The sequence below is a fragment of the Amycolatopsis sp. cmx-11-51 genome, assembly GCF_047608665.1.
Lineage (GTDB): Bacteria > Actinomycetota > Actinomycetes > Mycobacteriales > Pseudonocardiaceae > Amycolatopsis.
This window is the reverse complement of the sequence record NZ_JADNQO010000001.1, coordinates 84,591-105,466: the sequence shown is the minus strand read 5'-3', so window position 1 is coordinate 105,466 and position 20,876 is coordinate 84,591. Positions and strand designations below refer to the sequence as shown.

Genomic DNA, 20,876 nt, shown 5'->3' with positions numbered 1-20,876 from the left:
GCCGTGCCGCTGCGAGGTTGTGTCGGCGGGGCGTGGTTCCATCGTGGGCGTGAACGGGCGGCGAACAGCGGCAGGAACCGACGCGCGGCTGGTCCGCACGCCGGTCACCGGCACACGGGAGTTCCAGTGGGATTCCGGCGCCCGCCGTCTGCTGGCCGCCCCGGACGGCTTCCGCCGGGTCCTCGGCGGCCCGGGCACGGGCAAGACGGCTTTGCTGGCGTCGGCGGCGTCGCGGCGCATCGCCGAAGGCGCGGACCCGGAGAGCGTCCTCATCCTGACCACCTCTCGCAAGGCCGCCGAGGTCCTCCGCGCCGACATCACCCACCGGCTCACCACCGATCCGGAAGAAGATCCGCTGCCCCGCACGATCCGCGAGCCGCTGGTGCGCACTGTGCACTCGTACGCGTACGCGCTGTTGCGGATGGAGGCCCAGGCCGACGAACTCCCGCCGCCGCGCCTGCTGGCCGGAGCGGAGCAGGACGTCGTCGTCCGAGACCTGCTCGCGGGCGACCTCGAAGCGGGGGCGCTCGACTGGCCGGAACAGCTGCGGCCCGCGCTGAACGTGCCCGGTTTCGCCGAGGAACTGCGAGACCTCCTGCTGCGCGCCGCCGAACGCGGGCTCGGCCCGGAGGACCTCGCCGAACTCGGCAGGCGCCGCGGCCGTGACGAGTGGATCGCGGCCGGGCGTTTCTGGAGCCAGTACGAAGAGGTCACGTTGCTGCAGGGTGCGGGCGGCAACGCGCTGGGCGTGGCGAGCGCCCCGGCGCTGGACGCGGCGGAACTCGTCACTTCCGCGCTGCTGGCGCTGGAGGACGACCCCGAACTGCGCGAACGCGAGCAGCGGCGGATCCGCCACCTGTTCGTCGACGACGCCCAGCACCTCGACCCGCTGCAGACGCGGCTCATCAGGCTCATCGGGCACGCGGCCGACGAGTTCGTCGTCGCGGGTGACCCGGATCAGTCCGTGTTCTCCTTCCGCGGCGCGGATCCCCGGTTGTTCGCCGACTCGGATGACGACGGCGAGCGCACGGTCCTGCTGACCACCGCGCACCGGCTCGCCCCGGTGATCCGCACGGCCGTCACGAAACTCGGCTCGGTGCTGCCGGGTTCGTCGCCGCAGCGCAAGCTCGTCGACGCGCCGGACGCCGAGGGCGGCGCCGTCCGCGTCCGACTGATGCCGACACCGGCGTCCGAGGCGAGCTGGATCGCCGACCAGCTCCGCCGCGCGCATCTCGTCGACGGCGTCCCGTGGTCGGAGATGGCGGTACTCGTCCGGTCGCCTGCCCGTACTTTCCTTGTCCTGCAACGTGCTCTGCGGGCCGCCGGGGTGCCGATCGGTTCGGCCACCGAGGAACTGCCGCTGGCGAAACAACCCGCCGTCCGGCCGTTGCTCGCGATGCTGCGGCTCGCCGCCGACCCGGAACTGCTCGACGTCGACCTCGCCGAGATGTTGTTGTCCTCACCGCTGGGTGGCGCGGATCCGCTCGCCCTGCGGCGGCTGCGTCGCGGTTTACGCAGGCTGGAACTCGCCGGCGGTGGACAGCGGTCCAGCGACGAACTGCTGGTGGAAGCCTTGCGCACCAACGACGTTCTCACCGGCCTGGCGGAGGCGGAGGCGCTGCCGATGCGCCGGATCGGCGGCCTGCTCCACGCGGCGCACCAGGCCGTCGTGCGCGGTGACGGCGTCGAGCAGGTGCTGTGGGAGCTGTGGCAGGCCAGCGCTCTGGAGCAGCGCTTCCTGCGTTTGGTCGATCGCGGTGGTTCCCTGGGCTCACAGGCGGATCGGGATCTCGACGCGATCGTCGCGCTCTTCGACGCTGCCGGTCGCTATGTCGACAGGTTGCCGAGGGCGAGTGTCGCCTCGTTCGCGGATTACCTGTCTTCGCAGAACATCGCCGGTGACACGCTGGCCCCCGCGGCACTGAAGAGCGAGGGCGTCTCGCTGCTCACCGCGCACGCGTCCGCCGGACGCCAGTGGACGGTCGTGGCGATCGCCGGTGTCCAGGAGGGCAGTTGGCCGGACCTGCGGTTGCGCGGTTCCGTGCTCGGCGTCGAGCGGCTGGTCGACCTCATGTCCGGTGTCGACGACGAAAAGGTGTCCGCCACCGCGCCGATCCTCGCCGAGGAACGGCGGCTGTTCTACCTCGCCGCGAGCCGTGCGCGGAAGACGTTGCTGGTCAGCGCGGTCGCGGGGGAGGACGAGCAGCCCTCGCGGTTCATCGACGACCTGGAGGAGAACGGCGCGGACGACGGCGGCCTCGACTCGCGGATGAAGTCCGCGGGCCGTTCGCTGGTGCTCGCCGAACTCGTCGGCGAACTGCGCGAGGTCGTCTGCGACGAGACGAGCGTGCCCGAGCGGCGGCAGCGAGCGGCGCGGCAGCTCGCCAAACTGGCGGCCGCCGGGGTGCCGGGCGCGCATCCGGGCACCTGGTACGGGCTACTGGAACCCTCCACCAGCGAACCCGTGCACGGGGCGGGGGATCTCATCCGCATCTCACCGTCCACTGTGGAGGTTCTGGTCAAATGCCCGCTGCGATGGCTGATCGAACGCCACGGCGGCAGTGACCCGGCGCAACTCGCGGCCGTCACCGGAACCCTGGTGCACGGGCTCGCGCAGGCGGTCGCGGGCGGCAGCAGCGACGAGCAGATCCGCGCGGCCCTCGACGAGGCGTGGGTGCGGGTCGACGCGGGGGCGCCGTGGTTCTCGCGCCGCGAGCGGTCGCGGGTCGAGCAGATGCTGCGCAACTTCGTCTCCTGGCTGGAATCCAGCCGCAAGGAACTGATCGAGGCCGGGGTCGAGCAGGACATCGAAGTCGAGCTGCCCGTCGGCGAAGGCGACCTCCGCGTGCTCTTGCGCGGCCGCGTCGACCGCGTGGAAATGGACAAGGACGGCCGCCAGGTCGTCATCGACATCAAGACCGGCAAGGTCCCGATCTCCGCCTCCGACGCCGAACAGCATCCGCAGCTGGCCGCGTACCAGCTGGCCGTACTGCTCGGCGCGGTCGAGGGCGGTTCGAAACCCGGTGGTGCGCGGCTGGTCTACGTCGCGAAGTCCAACAACAAGACCGGATCCACCCAGCGTGAGCAGGCGCCGCTTGACTCCGACGGCGGCAAGCAATGGCTCGAGCTGGTGCGTTCGGCGGCCGGATCGGCCGCAGGCCCGGAGTACGGGGTCACCGAGAACCCGGACTGTGATCGTTGTCCGGCGAGGGGTTGCTGTCCGCTGCGGCCCGAGGGCAGGCAGGTGACCGGTCCTTGATCTCCGAACTCCAGCGCCGTCAGGTCGAACCGGCCGAGATCGCCCGCGCGCTCGGCCTGCACAGCCCGACCGACGAGCAGGCCGAGGTCATCGCCGCCCCCATCGAGCCGTCGCTGGTGGTCGCGGGTGCCGGTGCGGGCAAGACCGAGACGATGGCCGCACGCGTGGTGTGGCTGGTGGCCAACAGTGTCGTGCCGCCGGAACGTGTCCTCGGCCTGACCTTCACCCGTAAAGCCGCCCGCCAGCTCGGCGAACGCGTCCGCACCCGGCTGCGCCGCCTCGTCGGATCGGGGCTGCTCGACAGGATCGACCCGACCGGCGACCTCCGCATGACGGTGACCGCCGGGGAACCGACCGTGCTCACCTATCACGCGTACGCCGGGCGGCTGCTGTCCGAACACGGCCTGCGTTTGCCGGTCCAGCCGGGAGTCCGGCTGCTTTCGGAGACGTCTTCGTGGCAGTTCTCGCATCGCGTGGTGTCCACTTGGGACAATGACCTCGACACCGATCGCGTGCCCTCCACGGTGACCGCGCAGTTGCTGGCGCTGGCCGGGGAACTCGGCGAGCATCTGGTCGAGACCGAACGGCTGGCGCAGTACACGTCGTGGTTGTGCGAGGTCATCGAAAACGCGCCGCGAGCCAAGGGGCAGCGTGCGGCGCTGCCGCAGAAACTGGCCGAAGTCATGACGGCGCAACGGTTCCGGCTCGCGCTCTTGCCGCTGGTCGAGGCATACCACGCGCGGAAGCGGGCCGAGGGCGCGCTCGACTTCGCCGACCAGATGTCGCTGGCCGCGCAGCTCGCCGACAGCTATCCGGCGGTGGTCGCGGGGGAACGTGAGCGGTACGGCGCGGTGCTCCTCGACGAATATCAGGACACCGGGCACGCCCAGCGGATCCTGCTTCGATCGCTGTTCGGCGGCGTCGAACATCCGCCGATGCCGGTGACGGCGGTGGGTGACCCGGCGCAGGCCATCTACGGCTGGCGCGGCGCCAGTGCGGCGAACCTGCCGCGGTTCACCACGGACTTCCCGCGCGACAACGGCGAACGGCTCGTCCCGGCACTGGAGTTCGGGCTGCTGACCAGTTTCCGCAACCCACCCGAGGTGCTGGAGCTCGCGAACGCGATCTCGGAACCATTACGGGAGCGCGGCCTCGGTGTCGCGAGGTTGCGTGCGCTGGAAGGCGCGGGAACAGCCGACATCGCCTCCGCGCTGCTGCCGGACATCCGCGCCGAACGCGAGTGGGTGGCCGACGCGGTGGCGAAACGCTGGTTCGAAACCGTGGAGGAGACCGGAAAGCCGCCAACCGCCGCGGTGCTGGTGCGCCGCCGCGCCGACATGGCGCCGATCGCGGCCGAAATGCGGGCCCGGGGGCTTCCGGTGGAGGTCGTCGGCCTCGGTGGTCTGCTCGACGAACCCGAGGTCGCGGACCTGGTCAGCACGTTGCGGGTGCTCGCCGATCCGCTCGCGGGCAGCGCGGCCGCGCGCTTGCTGACCGGGGCGCGCTGGCGGATCGCGGCGGCCGACCTCGCGGCGTTGTGGCGGCGGGCGGGCGAACTCTCCTCGCCGGTGCCGCCTTCGGAAAGGTCCGCTGTGGACGAACCGGTGCTGGTGACCGAACGGGTCGAACAGGCCGGGCTCGCCGACGCGATCGACGACCCCGGTACCGCGGAACGGTATTCGCCCGAGGGGTACCGGCGGATCCGGCGAGTGGGTGGCGAGCTTTCGGCGTTGCGCCGCCGCCTCGACCAGTCGCTGCCCGAACTCGTCGCCGACGTGGAACGCACCATGCTGCTCGACGTCGAATCGCTGGCCCGTCCCGGGCCCGCCGGACGTGCGCACCTGGACGCTTTCGCCGACGTCGTCACGGACTTCGCCGAGACCTCGCCGACGGCAACCCTGCTGTCCTTTGTGGACTATCTGAACACCGCCGCGCACGCGGAGGACGGGCTCACCCCCGGCGAGGTCGAGGTCGTCCCGGACCGGGTCCAGGTACTGACCGTGCACTCGGCCAAGGGGCTGGAATGGCGCATCGTCGCGGTTCCGCACCTGGTCAAGGAGGTCTTCCCGGGGAGGCGGCGGTCGTCGTCGTGGCTGCGGACGTCGACCTCGCTTCCGGCCGCGCTGCGCGGCGACTCGGAGGACCTGCCGGAGCTGCGGGTGTCCGAAGGCTTCGACCGCAAGGAAGTCCAGGAAGCGCTGGAACTGCACGAAGAAGGATTCGTGGCGCGAGAGGCGGATGAGGAGCGGCGGCTCTGCTACGTCGCGCTGACCCGCTCTGAGCACACCATGCTGGTTTCCGGGCACTGGTGGAACGAGAGCAGCGCGCGGCCGAAGGGACCTTCGGAGTTCCTGCTCGAAATCGGCGAGGTGATGCGGGCGAACTCGGTCGGCCGGATCGAGCACTGGGCCGACGAGCCCGAGGCCGACGGGGAGAACCCGCTGGTCGCCGATTCACGCAAGGCGCGGTGGCCGGTCGATCCGCTGTGGCCGCGGCGCGAGGGCGTCACCAACGGCGTCGATCTGGTGCTCGGTGCCATGGAAGATACCGAAGACGCGGAGGACACTGAGGAAGAGGACGATCCGGACGGCTGGATCTCCGACACCAAGGTGCTGCTGGAAGAACGCGCGCGGGCGCGGAACCGGGTCCAGCAGGTCGTGCTGCCGCCGCATCTTTCGGTGAGTCAGCTGGTGGAGCTGTCGGCCGATCCGGCCGCGCTGGCCAAACGGCTGCGACGGCCGCTGCCGGTGCGTCCCAATACTTACGCGCGCCGGGGGACGGCGTTCCACGGTTGGCTGGAGCAGCGGTTCGGTGGTGAGCAGCTGCTGGAGATCGACGATCTGCCGGGCGCGGCGGACGTCGACGAGGCGCCCGATTCCGAGCTGGAGGCGCTGCAGACGGCGTTCGAGAAGAGCGAGTGGGCGAACCGGGTGCCGCACGCCGTCGAGGTCCCGTTCTCGGCCGACATCGTGGGCGTGACGCTGCGAGGGCGGATGGACGCGGTGTTCGCCGATCCTGACGGCGGCTGGACCGTCGTCGACTGGAAGACCGGCGCCGTCCCGGAGAAGGACCGGCTCGCGCCGCTGGCCGTACAGCTGGCGGCATACCGGCTGGCGTGGGCGGCCTTGAGAAAGATCCCGGTGGAGAAGGTGCGGGCGGCGTTCCACTACGTGAAGCACGACAAGACCGTCCGCCCGGCGGATCTGCTGGACGCCGAAGGCCTGCGAGACCTCCTACGCAGGGTCCCGACGCTCTAGCGTTTCGTCCTCTAGTTGCGGTAGTTGCACGCGCAACTACCGCAACTAGAGGACGAAACGCGGCGGGGGTCAGGCGCGGTCGCGCACCTTCAGGGCCCAGGTGACCAGCGGGATCTGGAGCGGGACGCGGGCCCAGAAAGCCGCTCGCCAGTGCTTCGGGGCCTTCCGGCGGTCGGCGTCGAGGGCCATCTTCACGTTCCCCGGCAGGACCACGACGAACAGCAGCGCGGCCGTCAGCCCGCCGAGCCGTCGCGTCTTCGGAGCGGCGACCGCGGCGGCGACCCCCAGCTCGGCGACCCCCGAGCCGTAGGTCCATGCCCGCGGCGAGCCGGGGAGCTGCTTCGGGATGATCGCGTCGAAGGGTTTCGGCTGGACGAAGTGCAGGACACCGGCCGCACCGAGCAGGCCGGCGAGGAAGTATGCGGGCCGCTGGGACGGCTTGGAATCCGAGGACATGCCCCTGAGCTTCGCATACCGCGCTGAACGTAAGGTTCGTCGGCTATCCTCCCGACCGTGAGTGACGCGGACCAGGCCGGAGCCTGTGCATGAGGGTTCTCAAGCGTTTCCCGGTCAGGCTGAGCGACCGCCCGGACCATGAGCTCGTCGGCGTGATCCGGATGCCGGAACTGACGGTCAGCCCGCTGCGGTCGATCCTTAAGCGGATCATCGGCGCGATGCTCGCCCTGCTGGCGACCGTGCTGATCGTCTACCTCGACCGGGACGGCTATCGCGACGCCAACGGCGACGGGCTCAGTTTTCTCGACAGCCTCTACTACGCGACAGTGTCGCTGTCGACCACGGGCTACGGTGACATCGCGCCCGCGACGTCGTCGGCGCGCCTGGTCAACGTCCTGGTGATCACCCCGCTGCGGGTGCTTTTCCTCATCGTCCTGGTCGGTACCACACTCGAAGTGCTCACCGAGCGCTCCCGCCAGGCTTTCAAGATCCAAAAGTGGAGGACGAAGGTGCGTGACCACACGGTCGTCGTCGGATTCGGCACGAAGGGCCGGTCGGCGGTCAACGCGCTGCTCGGGGACGAGAACACCGAACCCGACCACATCGTCGTCGTCGATACCGACCAGCAGGCCCTCGAAGCGGCCACTTCGCTCGGTCTGGTGACCGTGCACGGTTCGGCCACCCGTGCCGACGTGCTGCGGGTCGCCGGTGTGCAGCGGGCCAAGGCCGTCGTCGTCGCCCCGAACCGGGACGACACCGCCGTGCTGGTCACGCTGACCGCTCGCGAGCTGGCACCGAAGGCGCACATCGTGGCCTCGGTGCGGGAAGCGGAGAACGTCCACCTGCTCAAGCAGTCGGGCGCGAACCAGGTCGTGGTGTCGAGCGAGACCGCCGGGCGTCTGCTCGGCATGGCGACGTCGACGCCGCTGGTGGTCGACATGGTCGAGGATCTGCTCACCCCCGAGTCCGGCCTCGCGATCGCCGAACGCCCGGTGGAGCCGTCGGAAGAGGGCGGTTCACCGCGGCATCTGTCGGACATCGTGCTGGGTGTCGTCCGCGACGGCGTCCTGTACCGCGTGGACGCTCCGCAGGCGGACGCGATCGAGCCGGGCGACAGGCTGCTGTACATCCGCAAGGTGACAGCCGCGGAGACGATCGAGCGGTAGCAAGGGACCTTTGGTATCAGCAGCCCCCGGACAAATGGGCTCCGGTGTTCTGCCGCTGGTATCACCCTCCTCCGACCGGAGGGCTCGCTGTGTTTTGCCGCCGGGTTCTGGAAGCATGGCGTTCGTGCGCAAGCGATCGGACCCCGCCAGAGGGCTCAGCCCGGGATGGAACTCCCTGGCGGTGGCTGCCGGTGCCGGCCTGCTGGTGATCTTCCTGGCCTGGTTCGCCGGGCCGGGGCTGTTCGGCATCTCGAACGACGCCAAGGGGACGACCGTCCAGGCCGAGGTCATCCAGCCCACGCCGTGCGTGGCGGGCGGGACCGCCGAGACCGTCAAGTTCGAGTTCGGCGGCAAGCCGATGGAGGGTGCGCTCAACGGCTGCGGGCACGGCAAGGGGGAGCGGCTCGAGGTCGTCGTCCCCGATGGTGCTTCCGGGAACGCTGTCTCGGTGCACGCGGCCGACGCGGCGGCTGGGGCCAAAGACGCGCGGCGGCCGGTCGGTCTGGCTCTGCTGGTGTTCAGCTGCTTCGCCGGCGGGATGTACGTCTACCTGGTGCTGCGCGGTCCGCGTCGGCTGGCGACGGCCTGACCCCCACCCACCGCGTTTCGTCCTCTAGTTGCGGTAGTTGCACGTGCAAGTACCGCAACTAGAGGACGAAACGCGGGTGGGGTGGGGTGGGTCAGGAGACGGCGCTGGCCGGAGCGGAGAAGGTATTGCAGTCGGCGACCCGGTTGTTGCTCGCGCCCGCCCGCCACCAGGACGCGTAATGCGCGTTCGTCCCGTGGTCCTGGCTGCGTGAGGTGTTGTCGCCCCGGGTCTCCTGGTCGTTCCAGGCCTTGTTGTACATGTCCCGGCTGACCGTGCCGCCCTGGTCGACGTGCGCGCCGAGGAACATCCCGGAGAAGCACTGCGCCTGCAGTTCCTTGCGCCGCGACATCTCCAGTCCGGTAGGGCTGTTCTGGCCTGCCTCGTAGATCTTCTGCCAGGCCGCGTCCATCAACCCGGCGACCTCCTGCACGTGATGCCCGTACTCGTGCGCGAAGAGGGCGAGGTAGACGCCGGGGTTGTTGCCGTACTGGTCGGTCTGCAGACCCCGGAACGGCACGTAGAGGTTGTTCTCGCAGTAGTACGCCGCCGTCGCGATGCCCACCTGGATTGTGCCGCATTCGGTCTCGAAGCTGGCGCCGGTGGGGAAGTGCAGGGCGGGCGGGGTGAACGGCAGGCGGTAGGCCCCGAGGAAAGGGCCCCACGCGTCGTCGAGGCACTTGCCCGCCGCGGTGAAGAACGCCTCGGCGGCCTGCTGGCTGCTCTGCCACTGCGGCAGCGAGCAGACGCGGTTCTGCAGCCCGGCGTTGGGATCCTGGAGTATCGGGTGGTCACCGAGCTTGAGGACCTTCTGCGGCCCGGTCGGCGACGAAGGCGCCCTGGACGACGTCGTCGGGAACGGGTCCGGCGAGGACGAGGGTGACGACGACCCGCTCGGCGGCAGGGCCGCCGGGGAAGTCGGGTTCGGCAGGGTCTGGTAGCCCGCGTTCGCTACGTGCTCTTTGTCGCCACGATTGAGTGAAACGATCGCGACAAGGCCGAGGGCCAGTACGGCGACCGCGCCGAGGCAGATGCCGACGATCGCGCCGACGGACCGGCGTGGTGGCGGCGGCGGTGGAAACTGGGGCGGCGCACCGTGATGCCACTGGGCAGGGGGCTGGCCGTGCACCGGCGGTGGCTGGACGGCGCCGCGTGGCGGCCACTGGCCGTGGGGCGGTTGCGTCATCAAGTCGGTCCCGGTGGTTCTAGGGGCGAACCGGGGGTACCCGGCCCGATAGTTCAGCATAACGAGCTAACGGCATTCCCTCCCACTGCTCGGCTGCAGAGGGTATCCAGCGGGAGCCGAGCGGTCACCCATCAGTGTCGTCCCCCCAGCTCTGGTCGGGTGTCGGACCCTCTGGAAGAGTGTGCGCAAGCAACGCGAACGGGTAAGGGGCTGTCGCATGAGGGAGACCGGCGGACCGTCCGGGCCGGAAGGTACCGAGACGCCGAAGCCGCAGGCGGACGCACCGACGCCGCCGCAGGGTGAAGTGCGGCCGCCACCGGCGCCGGAGCAGCAGTGGCAGTCCCCCTCTGGGGTGACACCGCCGCCGCCACTGCCGTCCTATCAGGCGCCGCCACAGCAGTATCCGAACTGGAAGGTCGGTCTCGGCAGGCCCGGGGTCATCCCACTGCGCCCGCTGAACCTGACCGACATCCTCGACGGCGCGGTCACGGCCATGCGCAGGCACTGGCGGATGGTCTTCGGCGCCGCCGCGGTGACCGCCGTGCTCACCGCGGCCCTCAACCTGGCCGGGCTGCTGCTGGTCGACACCACCGGCGACCTCGAGCAGGTCCGCGATCTCGGCCCGGCGGCCACCGATCAGGAACTGATGAACCAGATGCTCGGCCTGCTGGGCGGGACACTGGCGTCGTCGTCCATCACCCTCGTCGCCACCCTGCTCGGGACGACCCTCCTCACCGGATTCCTCACCGTCCTGATGGGCAAGGCCGTACTGGGCAAGCCGGTCACCTTCAAGGAGGCCTTGAAGGAGGCGACGCCGCGGCTGTTGCCGCTGCTCGGGCTGACCGTGCTCTACACGCTGGCGATCCTGGTCGGGGCGATCTTCTGCCTGCTGCCCGCGATCATCCCCTACACCTTCTGGGCACTGGCGAGTCCGGCGTTCATCCTCGAACGCGGCACCGTGATGGAGGCGTTCCGCCGCTCGGTGAAGCTGGTCTCGGGGATGTTCTGGCGGGTTTTCGGGATCCTGCTGCTGGCCTACGTGATCTCGTCGTTGCTGGCGTCGATCATCACGCTGCCGTTCAGCTTCAGCGCGTTCATGTCGATCTTCGGCAACCTGGACCAGATGTACATCCCCTCGACCGGTGACCTGATCCTGCAGTCGGTGGGCACGGTGATCGCGCAGACCATCGTCGGGCCGTTCACCGCGCTGGTCACCGTGATCCTCTACATCGACCAGCGGATGCGCCGCGAAGGCATGGACATCGAGCTGGCCCGCGCGGCCGGGATCGCGACGCCGCCTCCGCCGCAGGCATGGTGACGCGCTTTTTCACCGAGATCCCGGTCGACATCGACCGGGACACCGCCCGGCTGCGCGCGACCGAGGAACTCTCGGATCCGACTTACGCGGCCGCGAGACCTGGTTGGTTGTCCGACACCTTCACCTGGCTGGTCGAACGGGTGCTGCGCTTCCTCGACACTGTCAACGGCGCCGTACCCGGCGGGGTCTTCGCGGTCGTGCTGCTCGTCGTCGTGCTGATCGTGCTGGTGGTGGTGATCCGGCTGCGGTCCGGCCCCTTGGCGACGGCGGCCAAGGGTGGCAGGGCCGTGTTCGCCGGACAGCGCAAGGCTTCCGGTGACTACCGGAAGGCAGCCGGGGAAGCCGCGTCGCGAGGCGACTTCGACGAAGCCGTCCGTGAGATCTTCCGCGCCGTGGTGCGGTCGTTGGAGGAGCGGGCGCTGCTGGACGAGAAGTCCGGCCGGACCGCCGACGAGGCCGCCATCGAAGCCGGACGGTTGCTCCCGGATGTCGCCGACGCCCTGCGCGCCGGTGCCCGGTTGTTCGACGACGTCCACTATGGAGGGATCCCGGCCGTCGAGGCGGGTTACCGATCACTGTCCGATTTGGACGAACGGTGCCGCCGTGCGAGGCCCGTCGCCCTGGCGGCCGGATGACCTCAGTTTCGCCCGACGCCCGCCGGATCTGGCGCGGGGTGCGGTTCCCGCTCGCGGTCGTCCTCCTGATCGTGCTGACCGGGACCCTGCTCGTGCTTTTCCGCGGGGAGCAGACCACCGGCGCGCTCGAACCGGGTTCGTACGAGCCCGGCGGCAGCCGTGCGCTGGCGACCTTGCTGGAACGGGAAGGCGTCAAGATCATCCCGGTGCACACGGCGGCCGAGGCCAAGGACTTCGCGGAGGGCGCGACCGTCCTGATCACCCAGCCCGGCTATGTGCCCAAGAGCGCGTTCACGGAATTCCGGCGTATCTCTCCGCGCATCGTGCTGGTGCAGCCGAGCGCGAGCACGGTCGACGAGATGCTTCCCGGTGTGCGGGTGAACGGTCAGCTCGAAGTGGAGACCCGCCAACCCGACTGTCCGGCGGCGGATCCCGTCGCGGCCGGGAGCGCGACCTTGGGCGGCCAGAAGTACGCGGCCACGCAGCCGAGGGCGCAGGAATGCTACGGCGGCTCGTACCTCGAGGTGCCCGGTCCACAAGGGACGGTCACCGTACTCGGCTCCCCCGAACCGCTGTCCAATGAATGGCTGGCCGACGAGGGCAACGCGGCACTGACGACGCGGCTGCTCGGCAAGCACGAGCGGCTGGTCTGGTACCTGCCGACGCCTGCCGATCCGTCGCTGGAGAACGAGAAGAAGCCGCTGTCCGAACTGATCCCGTCGGGCTGGTCGTACGCCGCGTTGCAGGCCGGGGTCGCGGTGGTCCTGCTGGCGTTGTGGCGTTCCCGCCGGTTGGGGCCGGTGGTGACCGAGCCGATCCCGGTCGTGGTGCGCGCGGCCGAGGCCACCGAGGGACGGGCTCGGTTGTATCGCAAGGCGAAGGCCGCCGCGCACGCCGGGGAGACCTTGCGTGAGGCGGCCCGTGCGCGGCTTCGGTCGTTGCTGGGGCTGCCCCGTGACGCCGAACCGGCGGCACTGGTGGAATCCGTCGCCGCACGGTCCGGCCGGGCACCGGCCGAGATCGGCGCGCTGCTGTATGGGGACCCGCCCGCCGATGACACCGCGTTGGTGCGGCTGGCGGACGGACTCGATGTCGTGGAACGAGAGGTGGAACGGTCTTGAGTACCGAACAGACCGGTGAGTCCGGTGTGGACAGTGCGGCCGAAGCGCGGGCGGCGCTGATCGCCCTGCGTGCCGAGGTCGGGAAGGCCGTCGTTGGCAACGACGCGGCCGTCACCGGGCTCATCATCGCGTTGCTGTGCCGGGGACACGTGCTGCTCGAAGGCGTACCGGGTGTGGCGAAGACCTTGCTGGTGCGGGCCTTGGCCGCGTCGCTGGATCTGGAAACGACCCGGGTGCAGTTCACGCCGGACCTCATGCCGGGTGACATCACCGGCTCGATCGTCTACGACGCGCACAGCGGCGAGTTCTCCTTCCGTGAGGGCCCGGTGTTCACGAACCTGTTGCTGGCGGACGAGATCAACCGCACCCCGCCGAAGACGCAGTCGTCACTGCTGGAGGCGATGGAGGAGCGTCAGGTCTCCAGCGACGGCAAGACCCGGCCGCTGCCCGATCCGTTCATCGTCATCGCGACGCAGAACCCGGTCGAATACGAAGGCACGTACCCGCTTCCTGAGGCGCAACTGGACCGGTTCCTGCTGAAGCTGACCATGCCGACACCGTCCCGTGAGGACGAATTCGGCATTCTTTCCCGGCACGCGCAGGGTTTCGACCCGCGGAACCTGGCCGCGGCGGGGATCAAACCGGTCGCCGGGATCGTCGAACTCGACGCGGCGCGGCGCGCCGTCTCCGGGGTCACCGTGCGGCCCGAGGTGCTCGCCTACATCGTCGACGTCTGCCGGGCGACGCGGGCGCTGCCGTCCGTGCGCATCGGTGTCTCGCCGCGTGGCGCGACCGCGCTGCTGGCCGCGACGCGGGCGTGGGCGTGGCTCGCGGGCCGCGACTACGCCACCCCGGACGACGTCAAGGCGTTGGCACGACCGTCTTTGCGGCACCGGCTCGATCTGCGGCCCGAGGCCGAACTCGAAGGCGTGACCGCCGACGGTGTGCTGGACCGCGTCCTCGCGTCCGTGCCCGTTCCACGCTGATGGCCGTCACCGGGCGGCTCGGGCTGCTGGCGCTCCTCGCGGCGCCGGTTGTCGGCTTGCTGCTGCCCTCGTGGGCCGGGATCGGGCTGGCCGCCGCGGTGCTGCTTCTGTTGGTGATACTGGATCTCCTGCTCGCCGGGAGTGTGCGGCGGCTGCGGTTCGCGCGGTCCGGCGCGACGTCCGTGCGGCTGGGTGAGGCGTGCGAAATCACGCTGACCGTGGCCAATCCCGGTGGCCGTCCAGTGCGTGCTTGGCTCCGTGACGCCTGGCCGCCCAGCGCCGTCGCGGACGACCGGCACCGCTTGTCCTTGCCCGCGGGCGAACGCCGGGTCGTGACCACCCGGCTCCTGCCGACCCGGCGTGGTGACCGTCGGGCGTCCAGGGTCACCGTCCGGTCGACCGGGCCGCTGGGTCTCGCGGCGCGGCAGGGATCGCATGAAGTGCCGTGGACCGTGCGGGTGCTGCCGCCGTTCCACAGCCGCAAGCATCTGCCGTCCCGGCTGGCACGCTTGCAGCAGCTCGACGGCCGCAACGCGGTGCTGATCCGGGGCCAGGGCACGGAATTCGACTCCTTGCGCGAGTACGTGATCGGCGATGACGTCCGATCGATCGACTGGCGTGCCTCGGCCCGCGCGTCCGACGTCATGGTGCGGACCTGGCGGCCCGAACGCGACCGGCACGTGGTGCTGGTGCTCGACACGGGCCGCGTTTCGGCGGGCCGGGTCGGTGACGCGCCGCGGCTCGACGCGGCGATGGACGCGGCGCTGCTGCTGGCCGTGCTGGCGGCGCGGGCGGGTGATCACGTCGACCTTCTGGCTTATGACCGTCAGGTGCACGCGGCCGTCCAGGGATCGACGGATTTGCTGCCCTCCTTGGTGAACGCGATGGCACCGCTGGAGCCGTCGCTCATCGAGACCGACGCGCGCGGGATGGTCGCGGAGGTGCTGCGGCGGACCCGGCGGCGCGCGCTGGTCGTCCTGCTGACCGGACTGGACGCGGCACCGCTGGAAGAAGGCCTGTTCCCGGTGCTGTCCAAGCTGACCTCGCGGCACCAGCTGGTGCTCGCTTCGGTGGCGGACCCGCGGGTCGCCGAGATGGCGGCGGGCCGTGGCGACGCGGAAGCCGTCTACGACGCGGCCGCGGCCGAGCGGGTGCTGGCGGAACGGCGCCAGGTCACCGCGCGGCTGGCGCGGCACGGGGTCGAGGTCGTCGACGCCGTTCCCGAAGACCTGCCGCCGCGGCTGGCCGACCGGTATCTCGCGCTGAAGGCCGCCGGCCGGCTGTGATGCCGAATTCCCGATAGCGGTTCCGACCTCCTGCTGACTCGATCACCAGGAGGAACCCTTGCCTCCTCTCCGCAGGTCAAGCGGCCTCGAATCAGGCGCGGGAAGGGCTGAGCTGTGTGGAAATAGAGACACTCGACGTCCCTATTTCCACACAGCCCGGCCCTTCCCACGGAGGCGATAGCAAAGGTCCCTTGCTCTCTTTTCGCAGGTCAGCCCGCTTCTGGACGAGCATCTCCGGCGTACCGCCAGTCCACGTCGCCCACTTCGCCCGCCTTCGCGGCCTTACGCCCGACTACGAACACGTAGAGCAAGAAGGCGACTTCGGCGACTACGCCGATCCCGATCCGCGCCCAGGTCGGCAGGCCCGACGGCGTCACGAAACCCTCGATGACGCCGGAGATCAGCAGCACCACGGTCAGCCCCAGCGCCATCACCACGACCGATCGGCCCTGTTCGCCGAGCGCCGCCGTCCGGGAGCGGCGGCCAGGGTCGATGACCGTCCAGCCGAGCTTCAGCCCGGTCCCGGCCGCGACGAACACCGCGGTCAGCTCCAGCAGGCCGTGCGGCAGGATCAGGCCGAAGAACACGTCGAGCCGCCCCGCCGACGACATCAGCGCCGCGCCGATCGCGAGGTTCAGCGAGTTCGCCCAGAGCGCGTAGATCACCGGGACACCCAGCACCACGCCGAGGAACAGGCAGGTCGCCGCCACCCACGCGTTGTTGGTCCAGACGCGCGCGGCGAAGGAACCCGCGGGGTCGGACGAGTAGTACGTCTCGTACTTCCCGCCCGGCGCCGTCAGGTCCTTGAATTCCTCCGGCGAGGCCAGCGACGCGAGCACCTGCGGGTCACCGGCGATCCACACCGCCGCGATCGCCATCACCGCGATCGACGCCGCCGCCGACGTCAGCCACCAGCGCCTGCTCAGGTACAGCGCCGCGGGGAACCGCCTGGTGAAGAACAGGCCGACCTCGCGCCAGGCGGGGCTGTGCGAACCGGTGACGGCCGACCGGGCCTTCGCGACCAGGCCGGACAGCTGCGCGACGAGCACGGGGTCGGGCGCGACCGAGCGGATGATCGAAAGGTGCGTCGCGACACGCTGGTACAGCGTCACCAGCTCGTCGGCGTCCGGGCCGCTGAGTTTCCCGGCGCGGCCGACGAGGTCACGCAGCCGATTCCATTCGGCTTGGTGCGCGGCGACGAACACGTCCACGTCCAACTCGGAGCCCTCCCGGCGATCGTCCTTGGTGGCCCAGCCTATTCGTCACTACGCTTGCCAGGTGGAACAAGAGTCCGAACTCGTCACCGGCGAGGCCGTCGTCCTGGACGTGCGCGCGGCGAAACTGGCCAGCCGCGGGCTCGCCATGATGCTCGACGTCGCTCTCCAGCTGATCACGCTGTTCGTCGCGATGCTGATACTGAGCCAGATCGCCGCGTTCGGTGACGAAGCGCTGGCGCTGACCCTGTTCCTGGTGACCCTCGTGCTGATCATGGTCGGCTACCCGGTGATCTTCGAGACGCTGAGCCGGGGCCGGACGCTCGGGAAAATGGCGCTCGGCCTGCGCGTGGTCCGCACCGACGGCGGACCGGTCCGGTTCCGGCACGCGCTGGTCCGCGGGCTCGCGGGGTTCTTCATCGACTTCTGGGCGCTGGGCCTGCTCGGTGTCGTGGCGGTGGTCACGTCGCTGCTGTCCACCAACGGCCGCCGCGTCGGCGACTACCTCGCCGGAACCCTGGTGATCCGGGAACGCATGCCCGCCTCCCGGACTCCTTACGTCGGGATGCCGCCGCAGCTGGCGTACTGGGCTTCGCAGCTGGACCTGACCCGGCTGCCGAACGACCTCGCCCTCGCCGTCCGTCAGTATTTGAGCCGCACGAGCGAGCTTCGCCCCGAAGCGGTCGAAGCCCTCGGGTACGGGCTCGCGCAGCAGGTCGCGGCGGCGATCGGGGCACCGATGCCGCCCGGGGTGCCGTCCTGGGCGTACCTGTCGGCGGTGCTGGCCGAGCGACGGCGGCGGGATCAGGTGAAGCTGCGGCCCCAGTACGCGCCGCCGCCGCAGCCTCGGTACCCGCCGCAATACGCGCAGCCGGTCGCGCCGGTGACCGCACCGGTTCCGGTGACGCAGCCGGCGCCGGAGACCCCGGCGGAACCGCTGGCGGAGAACCCCTTCGCGCCACCAGGCTGACCAGCGACCGCCGCAATTAATGGTGCAGGGGCGAATCGCAGGTCCGTGAAGGACTCCTTGAGGGACCCAGAGTCCCTCAAGGAGTCCTTCACGGACTTCAGGTCGGGGCGCCCCCCCCGCAAGGCAATTAGTCCTCTAGTTGCGGTTTCAGGAGACGTCCGAGGCCTTCGCCGCCCACGTGTTGCACTGCGCTATCCGGTTCTTCTGCGCACCGTGCTGCCACCACGAGATCGCGTGCGCGTCGGAGCCGTGGTCGCGCGGACCGCCGTTGTGGTCGCCGCGGTCCTGCGACCCCCACGCGTCCCGGTACATCGCCTGATCGACCGAGCCGCCGCGGCCCACCGTCGAGCCCAGGAAAGTCCCGGACAGACATTGCGCCGAAAGTTCGTTCCGCCGCGACATCTCCAGGCCCGCCGCCGAGTCGGTGCCCGCTTCGTACCGTGCGTCCCAATAGGCCTTCGAGATACCGGAAAGCGCCTGGACGTGGTGCGCGTACTCATGGGCGAAGACCGCGAGGTAGACCCCGGGCCGGTTGCCGTACTGGTTGGGCTGAAGGCCTTCGTACGGCATGTACAGCGTCTCGTTCTGCGAGCAGTAGAACGCCGCCACCGTGCCGCCGCTGGCGTCACCGCACGGGCTCGACCAGTTCTTGCCGGACGGGTACTTCACGGTCGGGACCCGGAACGGCAGTTTCGTGTAGCTCATGACCTGCTGCCAAACACTGTCCAGGCAGGGCCGCGCGCTTTCGAAGAACGCCGAAGACGCGTTCGGGTTGCTCGCCCAGCGCGAGAGGTTGCACGCCTGGTTCGGCAGGCCGACGTTGGAACTGAGCCACAGCGGGTTGTCCGCCAGCTTGTGCTGCGGTTGCGGACCGGACGGTGCCCGGCTCGCCGAGGTCCCACGGGTCGAGCCGGTCGACGTCTCGCGCGATGCGGTCGAATCGCGCGAGCGAGTGGCGGTCGTCGACGTCTCACTGGAGGTTGTCGTCGTCGTGTAGTCCGAAGAGGACGTCGTCGGGTTCGTCGAATAGCTCGAGTATCCGGCGTCCGCGACGTGCCGCGAGCCGCTGTTCGCGATGGCGATCACCATGATCAGCCCGCCCATCACCGCCATCACGGCCACGATCGCGACGGCCGCGATGACACCGCCGTTCGACTTCTTGGCGTGATATCCCCCGTAGGGCGTGAACGCGGGCTGAGCGAAACGCGGGCCGTAGGGAAGCTGCGGCGGCCCGACGGCGGCGGGCTGGAACGGGACCGGCGCGCCGATCCGCGGCGGCGGCAGCGGAGCCGCGCCCGGCGGGGGCAGCGGCATCCCGCCGCTCGGCGGACCCGGCCGGAACGGCGGCGGCGGGGCCGGCATCGGGGTCGGCCGTGAGACCGGTGGACGGCCGGGAACCGGGCGTCCACCGTGGACCGGCCGGTTCGGCGGTGGCATCGGCGGACCACCGCGCGGCGGCAGTGGCCGCGTGCCCGGTGGTGGGAGCGGACGGCCGCCCTGCGGCGGTCGCGGTGGCGGAGTCGGCCGGCGCCGCGGATCAGGCGGGCCGGGCGGCTGCTGGTTCATCGAGTGGATCCCCCATGCGGTCGGCAACGCCGTTCACCCAGGTAGCGGATTCGGCGTTTCGGCGGTCAGCATAGATCGGCTGCCCTAGAGTGTGTGGCTGTGTTGACGAAATGGGGGGCGGCGGTCGCGGCCGTCGCGGCGAGTACGGCCTTGATGGCCCCGCCGACGGATTCGAACGTTCCGGAGGCGCCCGAAGCGGGCCCTTCGCTGACGAACGCGCCACAATTGCCGAAGCCGCCACCGATCGGCGCGCGCGGCCAGCTCGGCCTGCTCCAGCCGCCGACCGGCGCGTCCGCGAACGTCGCGGTGAAGGTGGAACGCGACGGCTCGGTGTCGATCACCGAGCAGGTGACCGTCCCGGGTGGACAGCATCTGGTACGCAGGCTTCCGTTGAAGGTTCCCGCCGGTGAGGAGCAGGACCGCGTCTACGGGGTCCGTGACGTCTCCGTCGAGGGCGCGGGCAAGACCGAGTCGAACGGCGAGCAGCTGGTCGCCACCTTCGACGGCGGCGCGTCCACCCTCAAGTACAAAGTGGACGGAGCGGTCGCCGACGTCAACGGCGCGCAGCAAGTGCGCTGGCAGGTCGCGAGCGGCTGGAGCGGCGAACTGTCCAGGGTGTCCGCTTCGTTCAGCGCGCCGACGCGCGAAATGCCCACCGTGGACTGTTTCGCCGGGCCGCTCGGTTCGGACAGGCAGTGTTCGCTCGCGGAGACCGACCACAGCGGCGTCGTCCGCATCGAGCAGGACAAGCTCGCGGCGGGTGAGCGGGTCGACCTCGCCGTCCAGCTCCCGGCGGGCACCGTCCCGGCGAACGCGCGGTTCGAGCGGATCGCCTCGGTCGGCGGTGCGTTCGCCCTCACCACGCTCACCGGGATCGGTTTCGGCGCACTGGCACTGTTCCTTCTTCTCGGCGCGCTGGCCGTCTGGTTGTCGCGCCGTCGCGACAAGGGCGCGCTCACGGCGGGCACCGGTCCGGTCGACGTCCTCATGCGCGACGGTGGTCGCGTCTCCTTCGCCTCTCCCGACGGCGTCCTGCCCGGCCAGGTCGGCACGGTCGTCGACGAGACGGTCGACGTCGTGGACGTCAGCGGCACGGTGGTCGACCTCGCGGTCCGCAACTACCTGTGGATCGCCGAGGTCCGCGGCGCGGGCACCGTCGACTGGCAGATCGCCCGCCGTAACGCGCCGGACGAGCACCTCGTCGCCTTCGAGCGCGAGATCTGCACCGCGATCCTTCCCGAGGGCACCGATTCCGTGCTGCTGTCGGAACTGCGCGGCCGCGGCTCCGTCGATCTCCGAGTGGCGGGCGAGGCGATGTACGCCGACGTCGTGCGCAAGGGCTGGTTCTCGCGTCGCCCCGACAAGGGCAAGAGCAAGCTCACCTTGGCGGGCATCGGCCTGGTCGCGCTCGGACTCGTGGGCACCGCGGTCCTGACGTTCACCGCCGGGCACGCGCTGCTCGGTGTCGCGGTCGCGCTCGCCGGGGTCGCCGTGCTGCTGGGCGCCTCCTGGGTGCCGCCGCGGACTTCGCGCGGCAGGCGCCTGGTCGGCCAGGTACGCGGGCTGCTCGAGTACCTGCACACGGTCAAGGTCGCCGAGATTCCTCCGGCGGACCGGGAAATGGTGTTCTCCCGGTCGCTGCCGTACGCCATCGTCCTCGGCGACACCGAACACTGGCTCCGGACGTTCGAAGCGCTCGACCCGTCGGCGGACGGTTCGGCCGGACTGTACTGGTTCGGCGGGCTCGAAGGCGATCGGGATCTGCGCCGGTTCGCCGCGCACCTGCCGTCGTTCCTGTCCGCTTTGGACGGTCTGCTCGCCGAATCCGGGCACCTGCGCTCGATCCGCCCTGAGCCGGTCCCCGCCTGAC

15 protein-coding genes are annotated in these 20,876 nt (G+C 70.4%); 11 read left to right on the top strand and 4 right to left on the bottom strand.

Features of this window, described 5'->3' with window-relative positions:
• Positions 1-43 precede the first annotated feature (43 nt).
• Both ACM6LU_RS00435 and ACM6LU_RS00430 read left to right on the top strand, forming a co-directional pair.
• On the top strand, positions 44-3,259 hold the full coding sequence (locus ACM6LU_RS00435) for an ATP-dependent helicase (RefSeq protein WP_414935567.1): 3,216 nt from the start codon (positions 44-46) through the stop codon (positions 3,257-3,259).
• Positions 3,256-6,516, top strand: coding sequence for an ATP-dependent helicase (locus tag ACM6LU_RS00430; protein ID WP_414935566.1), 3,261 nt, complete (start codon positions 3,256-3,258; stop codon positions 6,514-6,516). Before ACM6LU_RS00435 ends, ACM6LU_RS00430 begins: the two co-directional genes overlap by 4 nt.
• Before the next feature lie 69 nt (positions 6,517-6,585).
• Here the strand turns inward: ACM6LU_RS00430 and ACM6LU_RS00425 are convergent, their stop codons facing one another.
• Complete coding sequence (locus ACM6LU_RS00425; RefSeq protein WP_414935565.1) at positions 6,586-6,972, bottom strand: hypothetical protein; 387 nt, start codon at positions 6,970-6,972, stop codon at positions 6,586-6,588.
• An 89-nt stretch (positions 6,973-7,061) separates the two neighbouring features.
• Between ACM6LU_RS00425 and ACM6LU_RS00420 the strand changes: the two genes are divergently transcribed.
• Together ACM6LU_RS00420 and ACM6LU_RS00415 are read left to right on the top strand one after the other, a co-directional pair.
• Positions 7,062-8,138, top strand: a complete 1,077-nt coding sequence (locus ACM6LU_RS00420) for a potassium channel family protein (RefSeq protein WP_414935564.1) — start codon at positions 7,062-7,064, stop codon at positions 8,136-8,138.
• 181 nt (positions 8,139-8,319) lie between these two features.
• Positions 8,320-8,727 (top strand): hypothetical protein, encoded by a 408-nt coding sequence (locus tag ACM6LU_RS00415; protein WP_414937039.1) that lies wholly within the window; start codon positions 8,320-8,322, stop codon positions 8,725-8,727.
• A 91-nt stretch (positions 8,728-8,818) separates the two neighbouring features.
• Here ACM6LU_RS00415 and ACM6LU_RS00410 read toward each other — a convergent pair whose 3' ends face one another.
• Positions 8,819-9,910, bottom strand: coding sequence for a neutral zinc metallopeptidase (locus tag ACM6LU_RS00410; protein WP_414935563.1), 1,092 nt, complete (start codon positions 9,908-9,910; stop codon positions 8,819-8,821).
• Positions 9,911-10,127: 217 nt separating this feature from the next.
• Between ACM6LU_RS00410 and ACM6LU_RS00405 the strand changes: the two genes are divergently transcribed.
• From ACM6LU_RS00405 to ACM6LU_RS00385, 5 genes are read left to right on the top strand one after another with little or no spacing between them, the layout of a single operon-like run.
• The gene (locus ACM6LU_RS00405) at positions 10,128-11,228 is read left to right on the top strand and encodes a hypothetical protein (RefSeq protein ID WP_414935562.1); all 1,101 of its coding nucleotides are present in this window, start codon (positions 10,128-10,130) and stop codon (positions 11,226-11,228) included.
• On the top strand, positions 11,222-11,863 hold the full coding sequence (locus ACM6LU_RS00400) for a DUF4129 domain-containing protein (RefSeq protein ID WP_414935561.1): 642 nt from the start codon (positions 11,222-11,224) through the stop codon (positions 11,861-11,863). Before ACM6LU_RS00405 ends, ACM6LU_RS00400 begins: the two co-directional genes overlap by 7 nt.
• Entirely contained in the window at positions 11,860-12,984 is a 1,125-nt protein-coding gene (locus ACM6LU_RS00395; RefSeq protein ID WP_414935560.1) for a DUF4350 domain-containing protein, read from the top strand. The genes ACM6LU_RS00400 and ACM6LU_RS00395 overlap by 4 nt, the downstream gene beginning before the upstream one ends.
• Positions 12,981-13,970 (top strand): AAA family ATPase, encoded by a 990-nt coding sequence (locus ACM6LU_RS00390; protein ID WP_414935559.1) that lies wholly within the window; start codon positions 12,981-12,983, stop codon positions 13,968-13,970. Before ACM6LU_RS00395 ends, ACM6LU_RS00390 begins: the two co-directional genes overlap by 4 nt.
• Complete coding sequence (locus ACM6LU_RS00385; protein WP_414935558.1) at positions 13,970-15,256, top strand: DUF58 domain-containing protein; 1,287 nt, start codon at positions 13,970-13,972, stop codon at positions 15,254-15,256. The genes ACM6LU_RS00390 and ACM6LU_RS00385 overlap by 1 nt, the downstream gene beginning before the upstream one ends.
• A 209-nt stretch (positions 15,257-15,465) precedes the next feature.
• Here the strand turns inward: ACM6LU_RS00385 and ACM6LU_RS00380 are convergent, their stop codons facing one another.
• Entirely contained in the window at positions 15,466-16,473 is a 1,008-nt protein-coding gene (locus tag ACM6LU_RS00380; protein WP_414935557.1) for a stage II sporulation protein M, read from the bottom strand.
• A 61-nt stretch (positions 16,474-16,534) separates the two neighbouring features.
• On the opposite strand from ACM6LU_RS00380, the gene ACM6LU_RS00375 reads away from it, so the two are divergent.
• Positions 16,535-17,440, top strand: coding sequence for an RDD family protein (locus ACM6LU_RS00375; RefSeq protein ID WP_414935556.1), 906 nt, complete (start codon positions 16,535-16,537; stop codon positions 17,438-17,440).
• Positions 17,441-17,587: 147 nt separating this feature from the next.
• Here ACM6LU_RS00375 and ACM6LU_RS00370 read toward each other — a convergent pair whose 3' ends face one another.
• Complete coding sequence (locus ACM6LU_RS00370; protein ID WP_414937038.1) at positions 17,588-18,877, bottom strand: neutral zinc metallopeptidase; 1,290 nt, start codon at positions 18,875-18,877, stop codon at positions 17,588-17,590.
• Between the two features lie 228 nt (positions 18,878-19,105).
• On the opposite strand from ACM6LU_RS00370, the gene ACM6LU_RS00365 reads away from it, so the two are divergent.
• On the top strand, positions 19,106-20,875 hold the full coding sequence (locus tag ACM6LU_RS00365; RefSeq protein ID WP_414935555.1) for a DUF2207 family protein: 1,770 nt from the start codon (positions 19,106-19,108) through the stop codon (positions 20,873-20,875).
• Position 20,876: the final 1 nt, after the last annotated feature.